At 59.2% G+C, this 22357-nt stretch carries 19 protein-coding genes; 11 read left to right on the forward strand and 8 right to left on the reverse strand.

All coding sequences use genetic code 11. The features are described 5' to 3' along the window. The first annotated feature begins 223 nt into the window (after positions 1 to 223). Complete coding sequence (locus tag QWI18_RS07045) at positions 224 to 880, forward strand: alpha/beta hydrolase (RefSeq protein WP_369318499.1); 657 nt, start codon at positions 224 to 226, stop codon at positions 878 to 880. A gap of 114 nt (positions 881 to 994) precedes the next feature. Further along, positions 995 to 2461, forward strand: a complete 1467-nt coding sequence (gene rhlB, locus QWI18_RS07050; RefSeq protein ID WP_369318500.1) for an ATP-dependent RNA helicase RhlB — start codon at positions 995 to 997, stop codon at positions 2459 to 2461. 58 nt (positions 2462 to 2519) lie between these two features. Here the strand turns inward: rhlB and QWI18_RS07055 are convergent, their stop codons facing one another. The 8 genes from QWI18_RS07055 to QWI18_RS07090 form a co-directional block, all read right to left on the reverse strand. Beyond that, the gene (locus QWI18_RS07055; RefSeq protein WP_065991957.1) at positions 2520 to 3179 is read right to left on the reverse strand and encodes a DUF799 domain-containing protein; all 660 of its coding nucleotides are present in this window, start codon (positions 3177 to 3179) and stop codon (positions 2520 to 2522) included. Beyond that, positions 3176 to 3511 carry a DUF4810 domain-containing protein gene (locus QWI18_RS07060; protein WP_192132844.1) on the reverse strand — a complete coding sequence of 112 codons (336 nt, stop codon included), beginning with the start codon at positions 3509 to 3511 and terminating at the stop codon, positions 3176 to 3178. Before QWI18_RS07060 ends, QWI18_RS07055 begins: the two co-directional genes overlap by 4 nt. Before the next feature lie 59 nt (positions 3512 to 3570). Continuing rightward, positions 3571 to 4221 (reverse strand): CsgG/HfaB family protein, encoded by a 651-nt coding sequence (locus QWI18_RS07065; protein WP_083233272.1) that lies wholly within the window; start codon positions 4219 to 4221, stop codon positions 3571 to 3573. 307 nt (positions 4222 to 4528) lie between these two features. Continuing rightward, positions 4529 to 4978, reverse strand: coding sequence for a molybdopterin synthase catalytic subunit MoaE (gene moaE / locus QWI18_RS07070; RefSeq protein WP_065991953.1), 450 nt, complete (start codon positions 4976 to 4978; stop codon positions 4529 to 4531). A gap of 1 nt (position 4979) precedes the next feature. Then, entirely contained in the window at positions 4980 to 5225 is a 246-nt protein-coding gene (locus tag QWI18_RS07075; protein WP_369318562.1) for a MoaD/ThiS family protein, read from the reverse strand. 2 nt (positions 5226 to 5227) lie between these two features. Then, positions 5228 to 5713, reverse strand: a complete 486-nt coding sequence (moaC, locus tag QWI18_RS07080; protein WP_065991948.1) for a cyclic pyranopterin monophosphate synthase MoaC — start codon at positions 5711 to 5713, stop codon at positions 5228 to 5230. Between the two features lie 148 nt (positions 5714 to 5861). Next, positions 5862 to 7256, reverse strand: coding sequence for a PhoH family protein (locus QWI18_RS07085; protein ID WP_065991946.1), 1395 nt, complete (start codon positions 7254 to 7256; stop codon positions 5862 to 5864). A gap of 315 nt (positions 7257 to 7571) precedes the next feature. Then, on the reverse strand, positions 7572 to 8825 hold the full coding sequence (locus QWI18_RS07090) for a polysaccharide deacetylase family protein (protein WP_369318501.1): 1254 nt from the start codon (positions 8823 to 8825) through the stop codon (positions 7572 to 7574). 183 nt (positions 8826 to 9008) lie between these two features. Between QWI18_RS07090 and yaaA the strand changes: the two genes are divergently transcribed. The 9 genes from yaaA to QWI18_RS07135 all read left to right on the forward strand — a co-directional run bounded on the left by yaaA (position 9009) and on the right by QWI18_RS07135 (position 22139). After that, on the forward strand, positions 9009 to 9788 hold the full coding sequence (yaaA, locus tag QWI18_RS07095; RefSeq protein ID WP_065991940.1) for a peroxide stress protein YaaA: 780 nt from the start codon (positions 9009 to 9011) through the stop codon (positions 9786 to 9788). Positions 9789 to 10785: 997 nt separating this feature from the next. After that, entirely contained in the window at positions 10786 to 12102 is a 1317-nt protein-coding gene (locus QWI18_RS07100) for a nucleotide sugar dehydrogenase (RefSeq protein WP_065991938.1), read from the forward strand. Between the two features lie 129 nt (positions 12103 to 12231). Then, a complete protein-coding gene (alg8, locus tag QWI18_RS07105; protein ID WP_065991936.1) occupies positions 12232 to 13713 on the forward strand; it encodes a mannuronan synthase in 1482 nt (493 codons plus the stop codon). A gap of 53 nt (positions 13714 to 13766) precedes the next feature. After that, positions 13767 to 14939, forward strand: coding sequence for an alginate biosynthesis protein Alg44 (locus QWI18_RS07110; protein ID WP_065991934.1), 1173 nt, complete (start codon positions 13767 to 13769; stop codon positions 14937 to 14939). A 2-nt stretch (positions 14940 to 14941) separates the two neighbouring features. Further along, positions 14942 to 16354, forward strand: a complete 1413-nt coding sequence (gene algK / locus QWI18_RS07115) for an alginate biosynthesis TPR repeat lipoprotein AlgK (protein WP_065991932.1) — start codon at positions 14942 to 14944, stop codon at positions 16352 to 16354. Beyond that, entirely contained in the window at positions 16351 to 17856 is a 1506-nt protein-coding gene (locus QWI18_RS07120) for an alginate export family protein (RefSeq protein WP_065991930.1), read from the forward strand. The genes algK and QWI18_RS07120 overlap by 4 nt, the downstream gene beginning before the upstream one ends. 27 nt (positions 17857 to 17883) lie before the next feature. Then, the gene (gene algG / locus QWI18_RS07125; protein WP_369318502.1) at positions 17884 to 19533 is read left to right on the forward strand and encodes a mannuronan 5-epimerase AlgG; all 1650 of its coding nucleotides are present in this window, start codon (positions 17884 to 17886) and stop codon (positions 19531 to 19533) included. Positions 19534 to 19546: 13 nt separating this feature from the next. Further along, on the forward strand, positions 19547 to 20986 hold the full coding sequence (locus QWI18_RS07130; RefSeq protein ID WP_065991928.1) for an alginate O-acetyltransferase: 1440 nt from the start codon (positions 19547 to 19549) through the stop codon (positions 20984 to 20986). Positions 20987 to 20993: 7 nt separating this feature from the next. Beyond that, on the forward strand, positions 20994 to 22139 hold the full coding sequence (locus QWI18_RS07135; protein ID WP_369318503.1) for a mannuronate-specific alginate lyase: 1146 nt from the start codon (positions 20994 to 20996) through the stop codon (positions 22137 to 22139). Positions 22140 to 22357: the final 218 nt, after the last annotated feature.

Here is a 22357-nt window from a genome sequence, read left to right on the forward strand (position 1 = left end):
CTCGGCTGTCTGCTTGATAGCCTATTAGTGTTACCGCCCGAGGTGAGCGCCTTCACTCCGCGGGTTGTGTAGCAAAGCCCGTACCACCATGCTGGCAATGTCGAATTAGCGACAGGTCAAGATCAAAACTTGTAACCTTGCGACATCTTTCAAACGCCGCCAACAGCCCGACGCACCGCCTTAAAGCGCTGCGCCGACGGCATCGCACACTAATGGAGCACACATGTCTGAACCGTTGATCCTCGAACCGGAATTGGCAGTCGATGCCTGCGTGATCTGGCTGCACGGCCTGGGGGCTGATCGCTACGATTTCCTGCCGGTGGCAGAGATGCTGCAGAAGACGCTGAAGACCACGCGCTTCGTTCTGCCGCAGGCACCGACCCGGGCCGTGACCATCAACGGTGGCTACGCAATGCCCAGCTGGTATGACATCAAGGCCATGAGCCCGGCCCGCGCCATCGACAGCGACGAGCTGGAAGGCTCGGCGCAAGACGTCATCAAGCTGATCGAACAGCAGCGCGACAGCGGCATCGACCCGGCCCGAACCTTCCTGGCCGGGTTTTCCCAAGGCGGCGCCGTGGTGTTGCACACCGCCTTCCTTCGCTGGGAAGGCCCCCTTGGCGGCGTGCTCGCGCTGTCCACGTACGGACCGACGTTCAGCGACGAAATGCGTCTGTCCGCCAGCCAGCAACGCATTCCGGCCTATTGCTTGCACGGCAGCAATGACCCGGTGGTTCTGCATGCCATGGGCCGCGCGGCTTACGAATATCTGGAAGCGCAGGGCGTCACCGTGACATGGCAGGAATACCCAATGGAGCACGAAGTGTTACCGCAGGAAATTTCCGACATAGGTGTCTGGCTCGCGGATAAGCTTCGCTAGTCCACTCATTTGATCCTTCCAATTGCGCTGCGGATTTGCTAGGACACTACGCTGCGCCGGGTTCTTGCTTTACACTCCCCGGCGTACATTCCTAAATCAATCGATGAGATCACCGTGCTCAAAGCACTTAAAAAGATGTTCGGAAAAAGCGAGGCTGAGCCGCTCGCGCCGGCTGCTCCCCTCTCCGTCCCCCAGCGCCAGACCGAAACTGTCTCGCGGGAACCGTCAGCAGCAGAAGTGCACGCGCCAGTGCCAGAGCATTCGGCAGCCGCTGCGCCGGTCGTCACTTCGCCTACCAGGGCAGAACGCCCGCGCCGTGAACGTGCGCCCAAGCCCGTCGTCATTCCCTGGAAACCCGAAGACTTCGTCGTCGAACCCCAGGAAGGCAAAACCCGCTTTCACGATTTCCCTCTCGCCCCCGAACTGATGCACGCCATTCAGGACCTGGGTTTCCCGTACTGCACGCCGATCCAGGCGGGCGTTCTGGGTTACACCCTCAAAGGCCGCGATGCCATCGGCCGCGCCCAGACCGGCACCGGCAAGACCGCCGCGTTCCTGATTTCCATCATCACGCAGCTGACCCAGACGCCTCCGCCGAAAGAGCGCTACATGGGTGAACCCCGCGCGCTGATCATTGCGCCGACTCGCGAGCTGGTGGTGCAGATCGCCAAGGACGCCGAGGCGCTGACCAAATACACCGACCTCAACGTGATGACGTTTGTTGGTGGCATGGATTTCGACAAGCAGCTCAAACACCTCGAAGCGCGCCACTGCGACATTCTGGTCGCCACGCCTGGCCGTCTGCTGGACTTCGCCCAGCGCGGCGAAGTGCACCTGGACATGGTTGAAGTCATGGTGCTGGACGAAGCCGACCGCATGCTCGACATGGGCTTCATCCCTCAAGTGCGCTCGATCATTCGCCAGACCCCGCACAAGGGCGAGCGTCAGACGCTGCTGTTCTCTGCCACTTTCACCGACGACGTGATGAACCTGGCCAAGCAGTGGACGACAGAACCGGCGATCGTCGAGATCGAGTCGCTGAACGTCGCCAGCGATACCGTCGAGCAACACATTTATGCCGTCGCCGGCGCCGACAAATACAAGCTGCTGTTCAACCTGATCAACGACCACGGTTGGGAGCGGGTGATGGTCTTCGCCAACCGCAAGGATGAAGTGCGGCGTATCGAGGAGCGCCTCGTGCGTGACGGCATCAATGCCGCGCAGCTCTCAGGCGACGTGCCCCAGCACAAGCGCATCAAAACGCTGGAAGGTTTCCGGGAAGGCAAGATTCGCGTGCTGGTGGCCACTGACGTCGCGGGTCGAGGAATTCACATCGACGGCATCAGCCACGTGATCAACTTCACCCTGCCGGAAGTACCGGACGACTACGTACACCGCATCGGCCGGACCGGTCGTGCGGGTGCAGATGGCGTGTCGATCAGCTTCGCCGGTGAAGACGATTCGTATCAGCTGCCGTCGATCGAAGAAAAGCTGGGCCGCAAGATCAGCTGCGAAACGCCACCGACCGTGTTGCTGCGGCCAGTCGTGCGCGTGCAGCGGGCGGTTCCTGCGGCGGAGTAAGCCGCAAAAAAAAGCGCAACCCTGGAAGGGGTTGCGCTTTTTTTGTGCCTGATCGGTGTCAGTCAGTGCCGTAACGAGGCGAACGCGGGCCATATAACAGACCTGCTGGCTTGCCGGCCGAGAGCAAACGCTGGCTGGCGATACCGGCGATAGGATGGCCTGCATCGGTTGAGCTATTGATGATCTGCTTGACCGCCGCAGTGATCAGCATGCCAACCAACCCGCCGCCGCTATTGTTGCCGCCTTCATCACTGGACGCACTGGCAGTGCCGGTCCACAGCGTCGTTCCGCTGCGCAGGTCGACCAGCTTGGCGGTGGCCGCCACGATCGTTTGACTGCTGATGACCATGTAACTGGTGCCGTACTGCGTCACCTTGACGTACATCGCCGCATCCGCACCGAAGATTTCCCGCAGTTTGGCCGGGGATGTTTCCTGAATCTCGTTTGCGCTGGTCAGGCCGTTCTGCTTGAACGTCTCGTCGACCAGTGCCACTGGCAAGACGTAGTAACCGGCCTCCGCCAGCGGGAACGTGACTTGGGACAGCAGGCTGTATGTCGCCTTGACGTCGGGTGACTCGTTAACCGGTGGCAGCACCAGGATCGAGCGGGGTTTGCTTTCCTTGAAGGCCGAATAATCGACGGTCTTCGGCGCTACGCAGCCGCCCAGCAGGGTGGCTGCAAGCAGGCTGGCGGCCAGCGTCAGATAACGTGCGCTCATTTGGAGGCGACTCCTGTCTTGACGTTTCTAAGCAGAAAATCCATGTAGGTCGCCGACTCGGGGAACAGCCCCTTCTCGGTCCGAAACTCCTGCACCATCTGATCATCCTTGCCCAGACTGCCGTACAACATGCCCAACTGAGCGTGGTAGCCCGGTGGCGGATTGCCGTTGGTGGAACGTATCTTCTGCAGGTCTTCCTCCAGCTTGGCGACTTGGGCCTCTTTGGATTCACCCTTGAAGTATTCGTAGACCTCGGGCTGATAGCTGCCCCACTGGTACAGGGTCTTGGGTTGTTGAGCGCAGCCGGCAAGCCACAGGCTTGCTGCCGCCATCGCGATTAACCGGAACTGACGGGTACTGTTTTGCATGTGAAACGAACTCCCTGTAGTGATCAGTTGGCAACCGGCTTCCAGCCACCGGCATCAATCGCCCGCACCATGTTGTTGACGGCTTCGCGCATGGCCAGATCCAGCACCTTGCCGTTGAGCGTCGAGTCATAGCTGGCAGTCCCGCCGAAACCGATGACCTCGCGGTTGGACAACTGATACTCGCCCGCGCCCTGAGTGGAATACACCACCTCGGACGTGCTGATGTTGACGATATTCAAGGCGACCTTGGCGTAGGCGATCTGGGACTTGCCACGACCCAGCAAACCAAACAGTTGCTGGTCTCCTACTTCTTTACGGCCAAACTCTGTGACGTCACCGGTCACCACATAATCAGCCCCACGGAGCCGCTGCGTTGTCTTTTTGATCGCCGCTTCCTGGCCGATCTCGGCCATGTTGTCGCGGTCCAGCACGTTGAAGCGATTGGTCTGCTGCATGTGGGTGATGAGAATGGTTTTGGCCTGTCCGCCAAGGCGGTCAACGCCGTCGGAAAAGATCCCGCGCATGTAGCTTGAACGGTTATCGAACTTGCCCACCGCGATCGGCGTACGTACGCCGGCGTAGGGAGTGTTGTAACTCTCGACCTTTTCCACCGGCATCGCCCGCGAGCTCTCCGTGGCACAACCGCTGACTACAACCAGCGTTGCCGCTGCCATCCCTGAAACGAACACCTGCTGCAATCGGTTCACACCCACACTCCGTATTTTCAGATTCATGTCCGTCCGTTGGCCTCAACTGCGCCTGCTCAGGCACGGTTGATCGCCCGCAAGGTGCGGTGATTTGGGGCAAACGGAGGGGTTTTGACGAGATTGACGCGCAGGAACCGGAATACGGTTCCTGATAGACGAGCTCATTCCCTGAGGGATATCACAGTGATATCAATCCGGCCGCAATGCTAAGACGCCAGCTTACTGGCGTCAACCACTCTAAACAGCGCCTGTTTAACGGGCCTCTCAAACCGGCTTATTTCCAGCGATCCGCGGCCTTGTGGTCACTGTCGCGGCCCTCCACCCAACGGGCCCCTTCTGACGTGTTTTCCTTCTTCCAGAACGGCGCTCGGGTCTTCAGGTAGTCCATGACGAAGTCGCAGGCTTCGAATGCCGCCTGGCGATGGGCGCTGGCGGCTGCGACGAACACGATAGGCTCGCCCGGTTTCAATTCGCCCACCCGGTGAATCACTTCCAGCTTGAGCAGCGGCCAGCGCTGCTGCGCTTCATCGACGATCTTGAGCAGCGCTTTCTCGGTCATGCCGGGGTAGTGTTCAAGGAACATCCCTGCCACTTCAAGGCCGTCGTTGAAGTCGCGGACGTAGCCGACAAAGCTGACCACCGCACCCACGCCGACGTTGGCGTCGTGCATGGCATTCACTTCCGCGCCGGGATCGAACGCTGCGGCTTGCACTCGCACGCCCATATCAGCCTCCGGTGACGGTCGGGAAGAACGCCACCTCGTCGCCCGGCTCAACAGGCGTGTCCAGGGAGCACAGCTCCTGATTACGGGCGCACATGATGCCTTTCTCGCTGAGCACCTCCCACACACCACCGCGCGCGAGCAAATGCTGGCGCACGGCGTCGATGGTGGCGAACGCGCCTTCGAGCGTCTCACTCTCGGTGCCGAGGGTTTCGCGAAAACGCGCGAAGAACTGGACTTGCACGTGAATGGTCATTGGGCGTTCACCTGCTCGTCGGCGATGAAGTGCCCGCTTTTGCCACCGAGTTTTTCGAGCAGTCGCACGTGCTCGATGGTCATGCCTCGGTCCACGGCCTTGCACATGTCGTAGATGGTCAGGGCGGCGATGCTGGCGGCGGTCAGCGCTTCCATTTCCACGCCGGTCTGGCCGGAGAGTTTGCAGCGGGCAAGGATATGCACGGTGTCAGGGCTTTCGGCGGTGAGTTCGACCTTTACGCCCGTGAGCATCAACGGGTGGCAGAGGGGAATCAGATCGCTGGTTTTCTTCGCGGCCTGAATGCCGGCGATGCGTGCGACGGCAAATACGTCACCTTTGGGGTGCCCGCCTTCGACGATCATTTGCAGGGTTTCGGGCAGCATGCGCACGCGCGCTTCGGCCACGGCTTCACGGAACGTCACGTCTTTTTCAGTGACGTCGACCATGTGGGCGCGACCTTGGGAATCGAGATGAGTGAGCACGGGATGACTCCTGAACAGGAGCGGGGATTGTAGGGAGTTATGGCTAGAAGCCACAAGCTGCAAGCTGCAAGCTGCAAGCTAACGACCTTAAGCGGACGTCGGCTTGCAGCTTGAGGCTAGAAGCTTGAAGCTTGAAGCTGATGTCACGTTACAAATGGCTCTCCGCGTATTCAGCCAGGATCGAGCGTGGAACACCTTGCAGACTGATGTGCACGCCGTTGGGGAAGTCCTTGAAACGCTCCGTCAGGTAGGTCAGCCCCGAACTGGTGGCCGACAGATAAGGGGTGTCGATCTGCGCCAGGTTGCCCAGGCAGACCACCTTTGAACCGGCGCCGGCACGGGTGATGATGGTTTTCATCTGGTGCGGCGTGAGGTTCTGGCATTCATCGATCAGGATCAGGCTCTGCTGGAAGCTTCGGCCACGAATGTAGTTGAGGGATTTGAACTGCAGCGGCACCTTGCTCAGGATGTAATCGACGCTGCCATGGGTGTTTTCATCGTCCATGTGCAACGCTTCCAGGTTGTCGGTGATCGCGCCAAGCCATGGCTCCATCTTTTCTGCTTCGGTGCCGGGCAGAAAACCGATCTCCTGGTCCAGCCCCTGCACGCTGCGGGTGGCGATGATGCGGCGATAACGCTTGCTGACCATGGTCTGCTCGATGGCAGCGGCCAGGGCGAGAATGGTCTTGCCCGAACCGGCCGCGCCGGACAGGTTGACCAGATGAATGTCCGGATCGAGCAGCGCGAACAGCGCCAGGCCTTGATAGATGTCGCGCGGCTTCAGCCCCCATGCTTCCTGATGCAGCAGCGGCTCTTGATGCATGTCCAGCAACAGCAACTCATCTGGCTTGACGCCTTTGACCCAACCGACGAAGCCTTGCTCATCGATGATGAATTCGTTGATGTGCACAGACGGAATCTGCTCGATCATCTGCACTTTGTGCCAGGTACGGCCGTGATCCTGGCGGGTATCGACCTTGCTCACCCGGTCCCAGAAAGAGCCGGTCATGGTGTGGTAGCCGCGGGACAGCATCGACACGTCGTCGACCAGTTGGTCGGTGCTGTAATCCTCGGCCTCGATGCCGCAGGCACGTGCCTTGAGGCGCATGTTGATGTCTTTGGTGACCAATACGATGCGCGTGTCCTTTTTCCGCGCATGCAGGTCAATCAACTGATTGATGATGATGTTGTCATTGAGGTTGTCGGGCAGCACCCGGTTGGGCTCTTGCCGCTTGTTCATGAGGATGGACAGATAGCCCTTGAAAACACCTGTACCGCGATCGATCGGTACGCCTTTTTCGACCTCCTCCGGGGTCGCTTCGCCGAGTGTCTTGTCAATCAAACGGATCGCCTGCCGACATTCGGCAGCCACCGAGTGCTTGCCCGCCTTGAGCTTGTCCAGTTCTTCGAGGACCGTCATGGGGAGTGCAACGTGGTGTTCTTCGAAATTCAGAAGCGCGTTTGGATCATGGATCAATACGTTGGTATCGAGCACGTAAAGGATTGGCTGGTTAGAGGAAGGGGTGCGTCCGTGGTCATCCATACTCGCTCACCTTTGTAGTAGCCGGGTGGCGCAACACACAGCGATGTTGCGTCACGAAAAGGCCGCCGAGGCTTTCCCCTTGAGGCAGGAGAAAATTGCGCAAAGTGGGGTCTGGAATGACGCCACCTGTGTTGCAGGGTTCGGCGGTCTGTTGTCGTAATACCGCAAAACCGATGACATAAAAACGCGTTTCAGCGCTTTTTGAAGTTTATTTTTCAGGGGGCGAATTAGGCCTTGGCGGATGGGGCAACCGCGTTTAAAGTCGGAAGTCCGGTCTGGGATAAATCCTCAGAAATTTCCGACATCTCCCCCTCTCTATTCCTTTTCTTTCGCGGCCGGCGCCGTCTGATCTGTCGCTGCACCCGGCTGCTCGGCGGGCTCTTCTGCGGCGTCATCGTCTGGCGTGTCATCTTCCTCATCCGGCACATCTTCTTCGTCCGCCAACTGCTGCGGATAAATATGGCAATCCTCCCAGATCACACCGCTTTGCGCGGTATTGGCCATCAGCCATGGGACCGCCTGTTGCGGCTTGTCCGTGCTGTCATGAAACACCACATTGCCGCGCCGCCACAGCAGCATCAGCGTCAGCACCCGGTTGGCAGCCTGCTCGGCGCTGATGCGTCCGGTGCTGTCCTGGGAATCGATGTTCCACAGCGACACCCGCAGCTGCTGATCGCGGAAGAACGGCGCGCTGTCGGCACGACGATGCCCGTAAGGCGGACGGAACAGCGGCACGAAATTGTCCGGCAGCACCTGCTGAACCAGCGCGGCCGTGCGCTGGATGGAGTCTTGCCAGTCGCGCCAATGGGCATGGGACCTGAACTCCCAGCCTTGCAGGCCGACGCATTGCTGCCGGTAGACGTTTTGCAGCGCTGGCGCTGAAGTGCTGTCGAGACGACTTTGCAGGCTTTTGCCCAGGACGAAGAAGGTCGCGGTGATCTTCTGTTGGCGCATGAAGTCAGCCAGCCAGTCCGTGGCCCCATCAGCAACCGTCGGACCGCTCTCGAAATTGAGCAGGAAGGTCCGGTCCGGCATTTCTTCGCCGCTGAGTTCGTCGGAGTTATAGCGCTCGATCTCGCTGCTGGTCTGCGGGAACAGGGCGGCCATGCGCAACAGTTCGTTGAGATAACGCTGGCTGAAGGCATCGGCCGGCGCCGCCCACTGCGCATAGAAGGAATCATCGGCCACTTTGTATTCGGCGGCGCGCTGACGCAGCATCGGCACGTCGTCGACCAGCACGCAGAACGAGGCGTCGGCTTCACAGGTTTTTTCAGCGAATGTCCAGTTCTCGAACAGGCGCGTCCACAACCGTGTGCGGATCAGGTTCACCGTCGGCAGGTTGATCTGGCGCAGCCCCAGGCGCGCACTCAGCTGGGCATCGCTGAGCTTTTCGCTTTCCAGCAATTGATGGGCGAAGCTGAGAATCTGGGCGCGAGAAGCGACGTCGAACAGCTGCGGCGTTTCCAGAGCCTCCGGCCAGACTGCGCGATCCAGCATCGCGATATCCCCCGTGGCCGCCTGTGCGTTGAGCCCCAGCAAACAGGCTCCGATCAATAACAGCATGCGCAAAACGACGTGCTCCCAATCCTTGATAAAGAGGCCGAAAACCGGCGAGGCACTATAGCGGATTTGCCCAGGGCCAGATGGCCGGATTCGGGCACGGCTTCCGTAGGAACGCGCCTATCGACACCATAGCTGGAGTGAACCGCACGCAACCCCTAGAATCGCCCGACGATTAAAGGAGACCTGCCCATGCTGATGGTGATTTCCCCAGCCAAAACCCTCGATTTCGAAACGCCGCCTACCACCAAGCGCCATACGCTGCCGCAATTTCTGGATCATTCTCAGGAGCTCATCAGCCAGCTGCGCGACCTGACCCCCGCGCAGATCGGCGAGCTGATGCACCTGTCCGACAAGCTCTCGGGCCTCAATGCTGCCCGCTTCGGCAGCTGGGATCCGGCGTTCACCCCCAAAAACGCCAAACAGGCACTGCTGGCATTCAAGGGCGATGTGTATACAGGGCTCGACGCCGACACCCTGAGCGGACCCGATCTGACTTACGCCCAGAAGCACCTGCGCATGTTGTCCGGGCTCTATGGGTTGCTGCGCCCCTTGGACCTGATGCAACCGTATCGGCTGGAAATGGGCACAAAACTGGCGAACGCCAGGGGCAAGGATCTTTATGCATTCTGGGGCGACCGCATCAGCGAGTGGCTGAACGATGCGCTGAAAGAACAAGGCGACGACGTGCTGCTTAACCTTGCGTCGAACGAGTACTTTTCGGCGGTCAAGCGGCCGGCACTTAATGCCCGCGTGATCGAAACCGAGTTCCGCGACCAGAAAAACGGCCAGTACAAGATCATCAGCTTCTATGCCAAGAAAGCCCGGGGCATGATGACCCGCTTCGTCATTTCCGAGCGCATCAGCAAGCCCAAAGACCTGGCCCAGTTCGATGCCCACGGCTATCGATACAGCAAAGAACTGTCCTCCCCGGACAAGCTCATTTTCCTGCGCGATGAGCAAGATGCCTGATTGGCACCTGCCCTTTCCTGCGACCAAATGCCTGCCCGTCTTCAACCAATGACGGGCATCGCGACGCCATTTCATCCCTACTTCAGTGCACTGCTCAGCGCACATTTCTCGTGATTTTAGTGCGAGCAGGCAAACACCATCATTCGAATGCGTCTGTCCATCCAACCGAAAGCAAACAAAAACAGTGACTCTGTTCGCAAATTCCCACACTTACTTAGTTCATAAGCTACAGTTTGCACGGACGAACGGTAGTGCTGACAGCTAATTGGCGCCAACTAACAGTCGAAAACTAACGGCTCTTTTTTTTCTCAAAAAATTAACAACTTTTTTTGCAGATTTCGGCTCGTGAATTTGAACTAGTGACACCCCACCCTGCAGGCCGGCCAAAGCCTTATAAACTAAGGCTCAAACCTTGATCGCCAGCCCGCTGGATCCCGCCAGAAAGCACCGAGTGTTACGAAAAATCTCAAAAAGAGGACGAGCGGCCCGGAACTTATGGGGATTGCCCACGCTCCTACATCCCGTAACAATTCTCGTCCCCCATGTAGGACATCTCTTACATGGCACATGGACAGATCTGGAAGTTGCTTCTCAACGAAGTTAGACCCTTGGGTCAAGTGGTACGTACAAGGAGTCACGCACCAAACTAGTTGAAGTGAATTGAGCTAGCACCATTCGGGTGCCCGCAGTCGTGAATCGGGGCAGATTCATCGGGAGACGGCCAAAAGCCTTGTCCTTGATCGCCTGAGCACGACGCGCAAATCATCCGTCGGAGTGCCTGCCACATCCCAGATCGGGAACCTATATAAATATGTATGGGCTACTCGACACTTTTGATCTGTAAGATTCGGGTTTACCTTTCATCCAGGTAACTCACCCTTAATTCTGCCTGTGCTTGTCACGCGACATTCATTTGCCGTGCGTACGAGTGCGCGAAAAGTTGTAAGACAGTTTTTATATTCGGCCAACTAATGGCGTAAACATTGAGGAGATTACTATGCGTATCAGCATCTTTGGTTTGGGCTATGTCGGTGCAGTCTGCGCAGGCTGCCTCTCGGCGCGTGGTCATGATGTTGTTGGCGTGGACATCTCCGCTGCCAAGATCGATCTGATCAACAAAGGCAAGTCGCCAATCGTTGAGCCAGGTCTGGGCGAGTTGCTGGAAACCGGCATCAAGACCGGCAAACTGCGTGGCACCACCGACTTCTCCGAAGCGATCCGCGACACTGACCTGTCGATGATCTGCGTCGGCACGCCAAGCAAGAAGAACGGCGATCTGGAGCTGGACTTCATTGAATCGGTCTGCCGTGAAATCGGCTTCGTACTGCGTGACAAGAGCACCCGTCACACCATCGTCGTGCGCAGCACCGTTCTGCCAGGTACCGTCGCAAACGTTGTCATCCCGATCCTCGAAGACTGCTCGGGCAAGAAAGCCGGCGTTGACTTCGGTGTCGCGGTCAACCCTGAATTCCTGCGTGAAAGCACCGCGATCGCTGACTACGACCATCCTCCGATGACCGTTATCGGCGAATTCGACAAGGCGTCCGGTGACGTTCTGCAATCCCTGTACGAAGAACTCGACGCACCGATCATCCGCAAGGACATCGCCGTTGCCGAAATGATCAAGTACACCTGCAACGTATGGCACGCGACCAAGGTCACTTTCGCCAACGAAATCGGCAACATCGCCAAGGCAGTCGGCGTCGACGGCCGCGAAGTGATGGACGTGGTCTGCCAGGACAAGGCTCTGAACCTGTCGCAGTACTACATGCGCCCAGGCTTCGCTTTCGGCGGTTCCTGCCTGCCGAAGGACGTGCGCGCCCTGACCTACCGCGCCAGCACTCTGGACGTTGAAGCACCTCTGCTCAACTCCCTGATGCGCAGCAACGTTTCCCAGGTTCAGAACGCTTTCGACATCGTTGCTGCCAGCGACACTCGCAAAGTTGCCCTGCTGGGTCTGAGCTTCAAGGCCGGTACCGATGACCTGCGCGAAAGCCCACTGGTCGAGCTGGCAGAAATGCTGATCGGTAAAGGCTACGACCTGAGCATCTTCGACAGCAACGTCGAATACGCTCGCGTTCACGGCGCCAACAAAGACTACATCGAGTCCAAGATCCCGCACGTTTCATCCCTGCTGAACTCGGACTTCGACGCGGTCATCAACAACTCCGACGTGATCATCCTGGGTAACCGCGACGAGCGCTTCCGTGCACTCGCCAACAACGCGCCAGCCGGCAAGCGTGTGATTGACCTGGTGGGCTTCATGAAAGGCACCACCACCGAAAACGGTCAAATCGAAGGTATCTGCTGGTAACACACAGCGAGCTGCAAGCCACGAGCTGCAAGTTTCAGGCTTCATCCCTCCCGTCCCAGGCGTCAGCGCCTGCGACGGGAGGTTTGAAGCTTGCGGCTTGAGGTTGCAACTGACTTAGGGATACACACTATGCAAAGGCTGAAGCACGGCTTCCTCCAGGCCGCAGGTTGGCTGTTTTATCTAACTTTGCTGGCTGCCATTGCCATGGCGCTGCCTGCATCGCTGTTTGACTCGCACTCCAAAGATTTCATTTTCCTGATCGGTATCGTCGGCATCTGGCGCTACTCGATGGGCGCAACGCACTTCGTGCGCGGCATGATCTTCCTGTACATCGTCTACCCGCACCTGCGCCGCAAAGTGCGCAAGCTGGGCAAGGCCGCCGATCCGTCCCACGTGTTCCTGATGGTCACCAGCTTTCGTATCGATGCGCTGACCACCGCTCAGGTGTACAGCTCGGTGATTCGCGAAGCCATCAACTGCGGCTTCCCGACCACCATCGTGTGCTCCCTGGTGGAAATGTCCGACGAGCTGCTGGTCAAGGCACTGTGGGCCAAGTACAACCCGCCGGAGCACGTCAAGCTAGACTTCGTGCGCATCGCCGGTACCGGCAAGCGTGATGGTCTGGCGTTCGGTTTCCGCGCCATCTCCCGCCACATGCCGGACGACCGCTCCGTCGTTGCGGTGATCGACGGCGACACCGTTCTCGCTGAAGGCGTTGTGCAGAAAACAGTTCCGTGGTTCCAGCTGTTCGGCAACGTCGGCGGCCTGACCACCAACGAATTCTGTGAAGTACGCGGCGGCTACATCATGAGCGAGTGGCACAAGCTGCGTTTCGCTCAGCGTCACATCAACATGTGCTCGATGGCGCTGTCCAAGCGCGTGCTGACCATGACCGGCCGTATGTCGGTGTTCCGCGCCACCGTGGTGACGGACCCGATGTTCATCGCTGACGTGGAAAGCGATTCGCTGCAGCACTGGCGTCTGGGCCGCTTCAAGTTCCTGACCGGCGACGACAAGTCCAGCTGGTTCAGCCTGATGCGCCTGGGCTACGACACGTTCTACGTGCCGGATGCCGCCATCAACACCGTTGAACACCCGCCGGAAAAGAGCTTCCTGAAAGCCAGCCGCAAGCTGATGTATCGCTGGTACGGCAACAACCTTCGGCAGAACTCCCGTGCGCTGGGTCTGGGCTTCGGTCGTCTTGGGGTCTTCACCAGCATCGTGCTGTTCGACCAGCGCGTATCGATGTGGACATCGATCCTCGGCCTGACCGTTGCCATGCTGGCAAGCCTCAAGTTCGGCATCGAATACCTGCTGGCTTACCTGCTGTGGATCGGTATCACCCGTCTGATCCTGACCCTGCTGCTGTCGTGCAGCGGGCACAAGATCGGGCCGGCGTATCCGATGATTCTCTATTACAACCAGATCGTCGGCGCACTGATGAAGATCTACGTCTTCTTCCGTCTCGACCGACAGTCCTGGACCCGACAGGACACAAAACTGAGCCGCGACATGGCCAGCTTCCAGGGTTGGTTCAACACCTGGTCGTCGCGGACCATGACTTTCTCGGCTGGCAGCATCTTCGTTGCCGTGCTGCTGACAATGGTCTGACCGGGCCTTTGACCGAAACAATGGATCAACTCGATTAATCAGGAATTACCACCATGAATACAGCCGTGAATGCCAATGTCGTACATGAATCCGAAGCCCAGCGTCAGCACGCACGGGTCAAGATCCCGGCCAAACTGCGACTGCTCAATGGTCAGCCGAACGCCCCGCTGGTGCGTGTCGAAGACCTTTCCGCAGGCGGTCTGAGCTTTGTCGCTCCTGCCAACCTGCGTCCAGGCGTCGGTGAAGTCATCAAGGGTCGTCTGCAGTTCCTGATCGACAACCTCGGTCTGGCAATGGACGTCGACCTGCAAGTGCGCACCATCGATTCGAGCACCGGCCGTGTCGGCTGCCAGTTCCAGAATCTGGAATCCCAGGACATCTCGACGCTGCGTCACCTGATCACCTCGCACCTGTCGGGCGACCTCATCAGCATGGGCGAAGTGCTGGCGACCCTGCAGCGCGACAACTTCACCAAGGCCCGCAAATCCAAAGATGGCGGCAGCGGCCTGAGCGCCTTCGGTCGCCTGCGCGCCGTGACCTTCAGCGTCGGTATCTTCGCTGTCGGTTTGATTGCGTTCGGCTTCGTCGCGAAATCGGTCTACGGCATGTACTTCGTCAGCCACTCCACCTCGGGCCTGGTCAGCGTCCCTAGCCTGGATGTCACCATGCCTCGTGAAGGCACCGTGACCAGCCTGGTAACGCCAAACGGCAACGTCGCCAAAGGCGCTCCGCTGGCGACTTTCAACACCAGCATGCTGGACATGTTGAAAGGCAACCTGGACCCGGACGAAATGCAGCCGGCCAAAATCGAAGAGCTGTTTGGTCGTCAACTGGCCGGCACCATGACCAGCCCGTGCGATTGCGTCGTGGCCAAGCAACTGGTCGCCGACGGTCAGTACGCAAGCAAAGGTCAGGTCATCTTCCAGATGGTCCCGCGCAACGTTGCCGCCAATGTCGATGCTCGCTTCACCTACCGTCAGTTCGCCGATGTACAGCCGGGCGCTCGCGTGACCTTCCAGGTTGCCGGCGAAGACGGCGACCACAGCGGCAAGATCGTCAGCGCCACGGCTCTGAGCCCTGCTGACCTGTCTTCCGACATCCGCGTTCAGATCCAGCCTGACGAAGCCATCAACAGCAGCCTGGCAGGTCGTCCGGTTGAAGTGGTAAGCACCCGCGGCCCGTCGCTGAACTGGTTGATCGATAAAGCCACGGCGGCAGGTTTCTAAACATGGCTAGCCCACTACGAAGCTTGTCAGCCCCTACAGTGTTGAGCCTGGCGATCGCTATCGGTTTGGGCGGCTGTGCCGGCCTGCCCGATCAGCGCTTGGCCAACGAAGCCCTGAAACGCGGCGACACCGCGATGGCGGAGCAAAACTATCGGCAACTGGCGGACCTGGGCTATAGCGATGCGCAGGTCGGCCTTGCGGACATCCAGGTGGGTACTCGCGACCCCGAGCTGATCAAGCAGGCCGAGGCGACGTATCGCGCTGCTGCCGCCACTTCGCCTCGGGCGCAATCGCGTCTGGGCAAGTTGCTGGCGGTCAAGCCGAACTCCACCGAAGCCGAGCAACGTGAAGCCGAAGGTCTGTTGAAGAAGGCCTTCGCCAATGGCGAAGCCGGCACGCTGATCCCGCTGGCGATGCTCTATCTGCAGTACCCGCACACGTTCCCGAACGTGAATGCGCAGCAGAAGATCAACGAATGGCGCGCGACCGGTTACCCGGAAGCGGGTCTGGCCCAGGTGCTGCTGTACCGCACCCAGGGCACCTACGACCAGCATCTGGCTGAAGTCGAAAGCATCTGCAAGCAAGCGCTGCGCACCACTGACGTTTGCTACACCGAGCTGGCGACGGTCTACCAGAAGCGCGGCGAAGCCGACAAACAGGCGGCGCTGATCGAGCAGATGCAAAGCGGCTACGCGATGGGCAGCGTGCCTGCCATGCGGGTCGACAGCGTCGCTCGCGTGCTGGCGGATTCGACCCTCGGCAAGCCGGACGAAAAGACCGCGCAGTCGCTGCTGGAGAAAGTTGCCCCTGGTTACCCCGCTTCCTGGGTCAGCCTGGCGCAATTGCTGTACGACTTCCCCGAGCTGGGTGACGTCAACAAGATGATGGAATACCTGGACAACGGCCGTGCTGCGGATCAACCCCGCGCCGAACTGCTGCTGGGCAAGCTGTATTACGAAGGCAAGCTGGTCTTGCCGGATGCGAAGAAAGCCGAAGAGCACCTGACCAAGGCGGCTGCGACGCAAATCTCCGCGCATTACTACCTGGGTCAGCTGTATCGCCGGGGCTATCTGGGCCATCCAGACCCGCAGAAAGCGGTCGACCAGTTGCTGACCTCCGCACGCGGTGGCCAGAACAGCGCCGACTTCGCCCTCGCGCAGTTGTTCTCGCAAGGCAAAGGTATCAAGCCTGATCCGGTCAACGCATGGGTCTTCGGCCAGCTCGCACTGGCCCAGGGCACACCGCAAGCGACGGATCTTGCGCAACAACTGAACGAACAATTGCCGCCTGAGAAGCGCGCCCAGGCGCAGAGTCTTCTCCAGCGAGAACAGCAGGTCCGCGGCACAACCGCGCAAAACGCGTTGGCCTTGCAGACACTGCAAGAAGAAAAAGACGGCGGGGACGCACCTCTATGAAGCTTAAGTTGAACCCTCTGATGGCGGCCGGATTCGGCCTGGGCTTCTCCCTGATCTGGGCCACGCCGACACTGGCCGCCCTGACCGACACTCAGAATTTCGGCATCGAAGTCAAAGCGACCGGCCAGATGGAAGACGACCGTGACCTCGGCACCCGCAGCGGTGGCGACGTCAACGGTGTCGGTCTGGATCTGCGTCCGTGGGCGTATGGCGAGTGGGGCAACTGGAGCGGTTACGCGATGGGCCAGGTCGTCACCGCGACCGACACCATCCAGACCGACCCGCTGGACCAGCAGGTCACCGACGCAAACGGCCAAAGCGCCCAGCGCTCGCGCAGCACGTCGAACAGCCGCAAAGTCGATGACAGCTACGCGGCCCTGCGAGAGTTCTGGATCGGCTACAGCGGTTTCACGCCCTACCCCGGCGAGATCCTGAAAGTCGGTCGTCAGCGTCTGCGCAATGACGATGGTCAGTGGCACGACACCAACATCGAAGCGGTGAACTGGACCTTCGACACCACCCTGCTCAAGGCAGAAGTGGGCGCCGCCCAGCGCTTCAGCGAATACCGCACCGACCTGACCGAACTGTCGGCACAGGACAAGGATCGCTCGCATCTTTATGGCGACGTGGAATACCAGTGGACGCCGGGCCAGTGGGCAGGCGTTCGTGCGCACCACAGTCATGACGGCGGCAGCCTGAAACAACAGGGCTCGGCCATCGACGACCTGGACAAGACCTCGCGCGGCGACCTGACCTGGCTGGGTCTGCAGGCCAACAGCGATGCGTACAACTACCGCAACCTGAACACCGTCAACTATTGGGGCAGCCTGACCTGGCTGACCGGCGATCGTGACCGCATCGGCACCACCTATGACGCCATTGGCGATCAGTACGTGGCCGGTGAGAAGAACAGCGAAAACGTCAACGGCTGGGCGACCGACCTGGGCCTGCGTTTCCGTCTGGACCCGATGTGGCAAGTGGGCGGCGCCTACTCCCGCGCCAGCAAGAACTACGAGCAGAACGGTCTGGAAAGCAACCGCTCGAACTGGACCGGTACCCGCTCGCGCGTGCATCGCTTCGGTGAAGCGTTCCAGGGCGAAATGGCCAACGTAGAGTCCGGCTCGCTGTTCGCTTCGTGGCAGATGCAGGACGAGTACGACGCCTCGCTGATCTACCACAAGTTCCGTCGTGTCGACGGCCATTCGGGCATCGGCGGCGCGGGTATCAACCCGGCTCAGGAAAATGTCGACTCCGATGGCGTCAGCACATTCGCCTCGCTGCCGCTCGAAGACGGCCGCAAGGACCTGGGCCAGGAAATGGACCTCGTCGTCACCAAGTACTTCAAGCAAGGCCTGCTGCCTGCTGCGGTGAGCCAGTCGTTCGACGAACCGTCGGCGCTGATTCGTCTGCGTGCAGGCGTGTTCAAACCGGGCGATGCGTATCACAGCGGTGTAGATGATTACATGCACCGCGCCATCGTCGACGTCATCTGGCGCTTCTGATGCAAGCCGCGATAGGAGTGCAATGAGATGAACAGTCAAGCAAGCAGATTGCGTCACCGGGCATGGCCGCATGCCCTGCTGGAAAGCTCTGTGCTGAAATGCGCAGTGTTGAGCAGCGTCATGCTGCTCTCCAGCACTGCGGCCATGGCCAACAACCCGTTGCCGGTTCCTGCCCCTGCGGCGCATCCGGCGGATGACAAGGAAGTGGTGGTCAAGGGCCTGCATCAGGCCAAGACCTACACCATCAGCAGCCCGCCCATCGAACCGCTGTTGATGGACAAGCCCAAGCTGCCTGACCTCTCGGGTTACACCGAGCAGGCCATGCAGAAGAAGATCGTGCGCAGCAAGCCGGGCAAGGTCGCGATCAAACGCATGATGCAGGAAGACTCGCTGAAGGAATTCATCGGCGGTGACAACAAGATGGCCGAATGGGTAGCCCGTCAGCACGGCATTCCCCAGGCCATCTTCATCGAAGACGGCTACATGACGTTGCAGGACCTCGCGAAAAAGGTGCCTAAACAGTACCTGAGCGAGACCTCGCCGGGCGTGTTCCTGGCTCGTCTGCCGATCGTCGTGGGCAAGAACGGCATCCTCGAAGTCGACAAGAAAACCACCGAACTGCGCCTGTCTCAGGACGCCGGTGCGTTTCTGGTCAACGACAACCTGCTGTTCATGTCGGACACCAAACTGACCGGCTGGAGCGAGAAATCCAACGGCCCGTCGACGTTCAAGGCGCCGAAGGAATTCCGTCCGTTCCTGCTGTCCTGGGGTGGTACGCAGACCTACATGTTCAACACCAAAGTGGCGAGCCTGGGTTACAACAACAGCAAGTCGTACGGGATCAGTATTTCGCAGTACACGCCGAACATGAAGGCTCAGATGAACCGCGCCGAGCCAACCGGCTGGATCGTCAACTCTGAATTCTCGGACATGTGGTACGGCTTCTACTGCTATGAAACCCGTGACTTCGTGGTCAAGGGCAGCACCTACCACGACAACATCATCTACGGCATCGACCCCCATGACCGTTCCCACGGTCTGATCATTGCCGAAAACACGGTGTACGGGACCAAGAAAAAGCACGGGATCATCGTCTCCCGTGAGGTGAACGACAGCTTCATCATCAACAACAAAAGCTACGACAACCACCTGTCCGGCATCGTCCTTGACCGTAACAGCGTGAACAACCTGGTGGCGTACAACGAGATCTACCGCAACCACACCGACGGCATCACCTTGTATGAGAGTGCCGACAACCTGCTGTGGGGTAACCGTGTGTTCGCCAACAAGCGTCACGGCATCCGGGTTCGCAACAGCACCAACATCAAGCTGTACGAAAACCTGGCCATCGGTAACGGTTTGATGGGCGTTTACGGCCACATCAAGGACCTGTCTGACACTGACCGCGACATCAAGCTCGATCCATTCGATGCCGAAGTCTCGCTGATCATGGTCGGCGGCGAACTGACCTCCAACGGTTCAGGCCCCCTGTCCATCGACTCGCCTCTGAGCGTCGAGCTGTACAAGGTGTCGATGCTTGCACCGACCAAAGCCAGCGGGATCAGCTTCAACGGTGTACTGGGCGATCGTCAGGACGAAATCCTCGATCTGCTGGTGCGCCAACAGAAAGCCGTGTTGATCGACCCGGTCGAAAGCCAGAAACAACTCCGGGACTGAGGAAGATATTTCTATGCACGCACATTTGATCAAACTGCTCAGCCTCTCGGGCCTGACCGCTGCACTGTTCGCCGCCAGCAATGGCGCGTATGCAGCGGACACCACAGCCCCGACCTTCACTGCCGAGCCTTGCTGCAGTCTGTGCCCAGAAGCGCATGACGAAAAAAACTACGTCAGCCGCTATCAGCAGAACTTCACCACGCTGGTTCAGGCCCAGGGCGACTGGCTGTTCCGGACCCGTGAAGACCTGCGCACCGAATTCGATACCACGCCTGAAGGATATCGCCGCATGCAAATGCTGCACGACGCCTTCAAGAGCAAGGGTGTAGAGCTGGTGGTCGTGTACCAACCCACCCGCGGGCTGGTTGATCGCAACAAGCTGTTCCCGGCCGAACGCGACAAGTTCGACTACAACACCGCACTGCGCAACTACCAGGCCATGCTCGGTCGTTTCGCAAAAATGGGCTACACCGTGCCTGACCTGTCGCCGTTGACCAACGAGCAACAGGCCCACGATTTCTACTTCCGCGGTGACCAGCACTGGACGCCGTACGGCGCTCAGCGCACGGCTAAAATCGTCGCTGATTCCGTGAAGAAGATGCAGGCCTTTGCCGGCGTTCCGCGCCGTGAATTCGAGACCCATTTGTCAGGTCGCATGGGCAAGAAGGGCACTCTTCACAATATGGCCGGTCAATTGTGCGGCACGAGCTATGCCATCCAGTACATGGACCAGTTTGAGACGGAACCCAAAGGCGAAGCAGCCGACGGCGACCTGTTTGGTGACTCCGGCAACCCGGAAATCACCCTGGTCGGTACCAGTCACAGCGGCAAGAACTACAACTTTGCCGGCTTTTTGCAGGAATACATTGGTGCTGATGTGCTGAACGTCGCCTTCCCGGGCGGCGGCCTTGAAGGTTCGATGCTGCAGTACCTGGGCAGCGAAGACTTCCAGAAACACCCACCGAAGATTCTCATCTGGGAATTCTCGCCGCTTTATCGCCTCGACCAGGAGACCATCTATCGCCAGATGATGTCGCTGCTGGACAACGGCTGTGAAGGCAAGCCGGCAATCATGAGCACTAGCACCACCCTCAAACCAGGGATCAACGAGTTGCTGGTCAACGGCAAAAACGGCATCAAGGATGTGCGCAACGGCAGTAATCAGATCGACATCAAGTTCGCCGACAACTCGGTGAAAACCCTTCAGGCGCGCCTCTGGTACATGAACGGTCGCCACGAAGACTTGAAGATCGAGAAACCTGAAACATCTGAAACCGACGGGCGCTTCTCCTTCGAACTGCGCGATGACAAAGACTGGGCTGACCAGCAATTGCTCGCACTGGAAGTGCAGGGTCCGGAAGCGGGCACTGCGCCACAGCAGGTCGAAGCGAAAGTATGCAAACGCAACGTGTTCCCGAATGTCGCGCATCAAACCGCGCAAGCCGGGTTATGAGGCTCCTATGCACACTCCAAAACTGATGCTCCCTACCCTTCTGTCGCTGGCGATGATGTCCTCGGCACTGTTCGCCACCGGCGCCAGCGCTGCGTCGACACTCGTGCCGCCGCAGGGTTACTACGAAGGTGTCGAGAAATTCAAGACAGGCCAGGGCAAGTTCAGCTGTGACTCGATCCCGCAGCCTTACACCGGTCCGCTGCAGTTTCGCAGCAAATACGAAGGCTCGGACAAGGCCCGCGCAACGTTGAACATGGTTTCGGACCAGGCGTTCCGTGATGCGACCAAAGACATCACCACCATGGAGCGTGCCACCAGTAAGGTGGTGATGCAGTACATGCGTGACGGTCGCCCGGAACAGCTCGATTGCGCGCTGAACATGCTGACCACTTGGGCCAAGGCCGATGCGCTGGAGTCCACCGACTTCAACCACACCGGCAAGTCGATGCGCAAATGGGCACTGGGCAGCATGTCGTCCGCTTATCTGCGCCTGAAGTTCTCCGAGTCGCACCCTCTGGCTACCCGCCAGCAGGAGACGCAGGTCATCGAAGCCTGGTTCAGCAAACTGGCGGATCACGTGGTCAGCGACTGGAACAATCTGCCGCTTGAGAAGACCAATAACCACTCGTACTGGGCCGCTTGGGCCGTGATGTCCACGGCAGTGGCGACCAATCGCCAGGACCTGTTCGATTGGGCCGTGAAGGAATTCAAGATCGGCGCCAACCAGATCGACCCGCAAGGTTTCCTGCCGAACGAGCTCAAGCGCAAGCAACGCGCGCTGGCCTACCACAACTATGCGCTTCCGCCGTTGGCGATGATCGCGAGTTTCGCCCAGGCCAACGGTGTCGATCTGCGTCAGGAAAACAACGGTGCGCTCAAGCGTCTGGGTGATCGCGTCCTGGCTGGCGTGAAGAATTCGGGCAGCGAATTCGCAGCACGTGACGGCGAAAAGCAGGACATGACGGACCTGAAAACCGACATGAAATTCGCCTGGCTGGAACCGTATTGCTCGCTGTATGACTGCGGCCCGGATGTGCTTGAACAGAAACACAAGATGCAACCATTCAAGAACTTCCGCCTCGGCGGCGACCTGACCCGCACTTATGACCCGACGCACGACAAGGGTGACAAGGGCGACAAGGGCGGTTCCTGAGAGCAGAGATTCCGGCCGGGTTTGCCATGGTGTGATCCACAGCAAACCCACTGTAGGAGTGAGCTTGCTCGCGATAGCGGTTGATCAGTCAGAGCGGCACCGACCGGGCTGACGTATCGCGAGCAAGCTCACTCCTGCAAAGAGTTGGCAGATGCATGTTTCACCCCTCCATTTTTCGTGGGGGGTTTGGGGGGGCTTCGGCCCTTGATGTTGGACAA

Source organism: Pseudomonas sp. W2Oct36 (assembly GCF_041060465.1).
Classification (GTDB): Bacteria; Pseudomonadota; Gammaproteobacteria; order Pseudomonadales; family Pseudomonadaceae; genus Aquipseudomonas; species Aquipseudomonas graminis_B.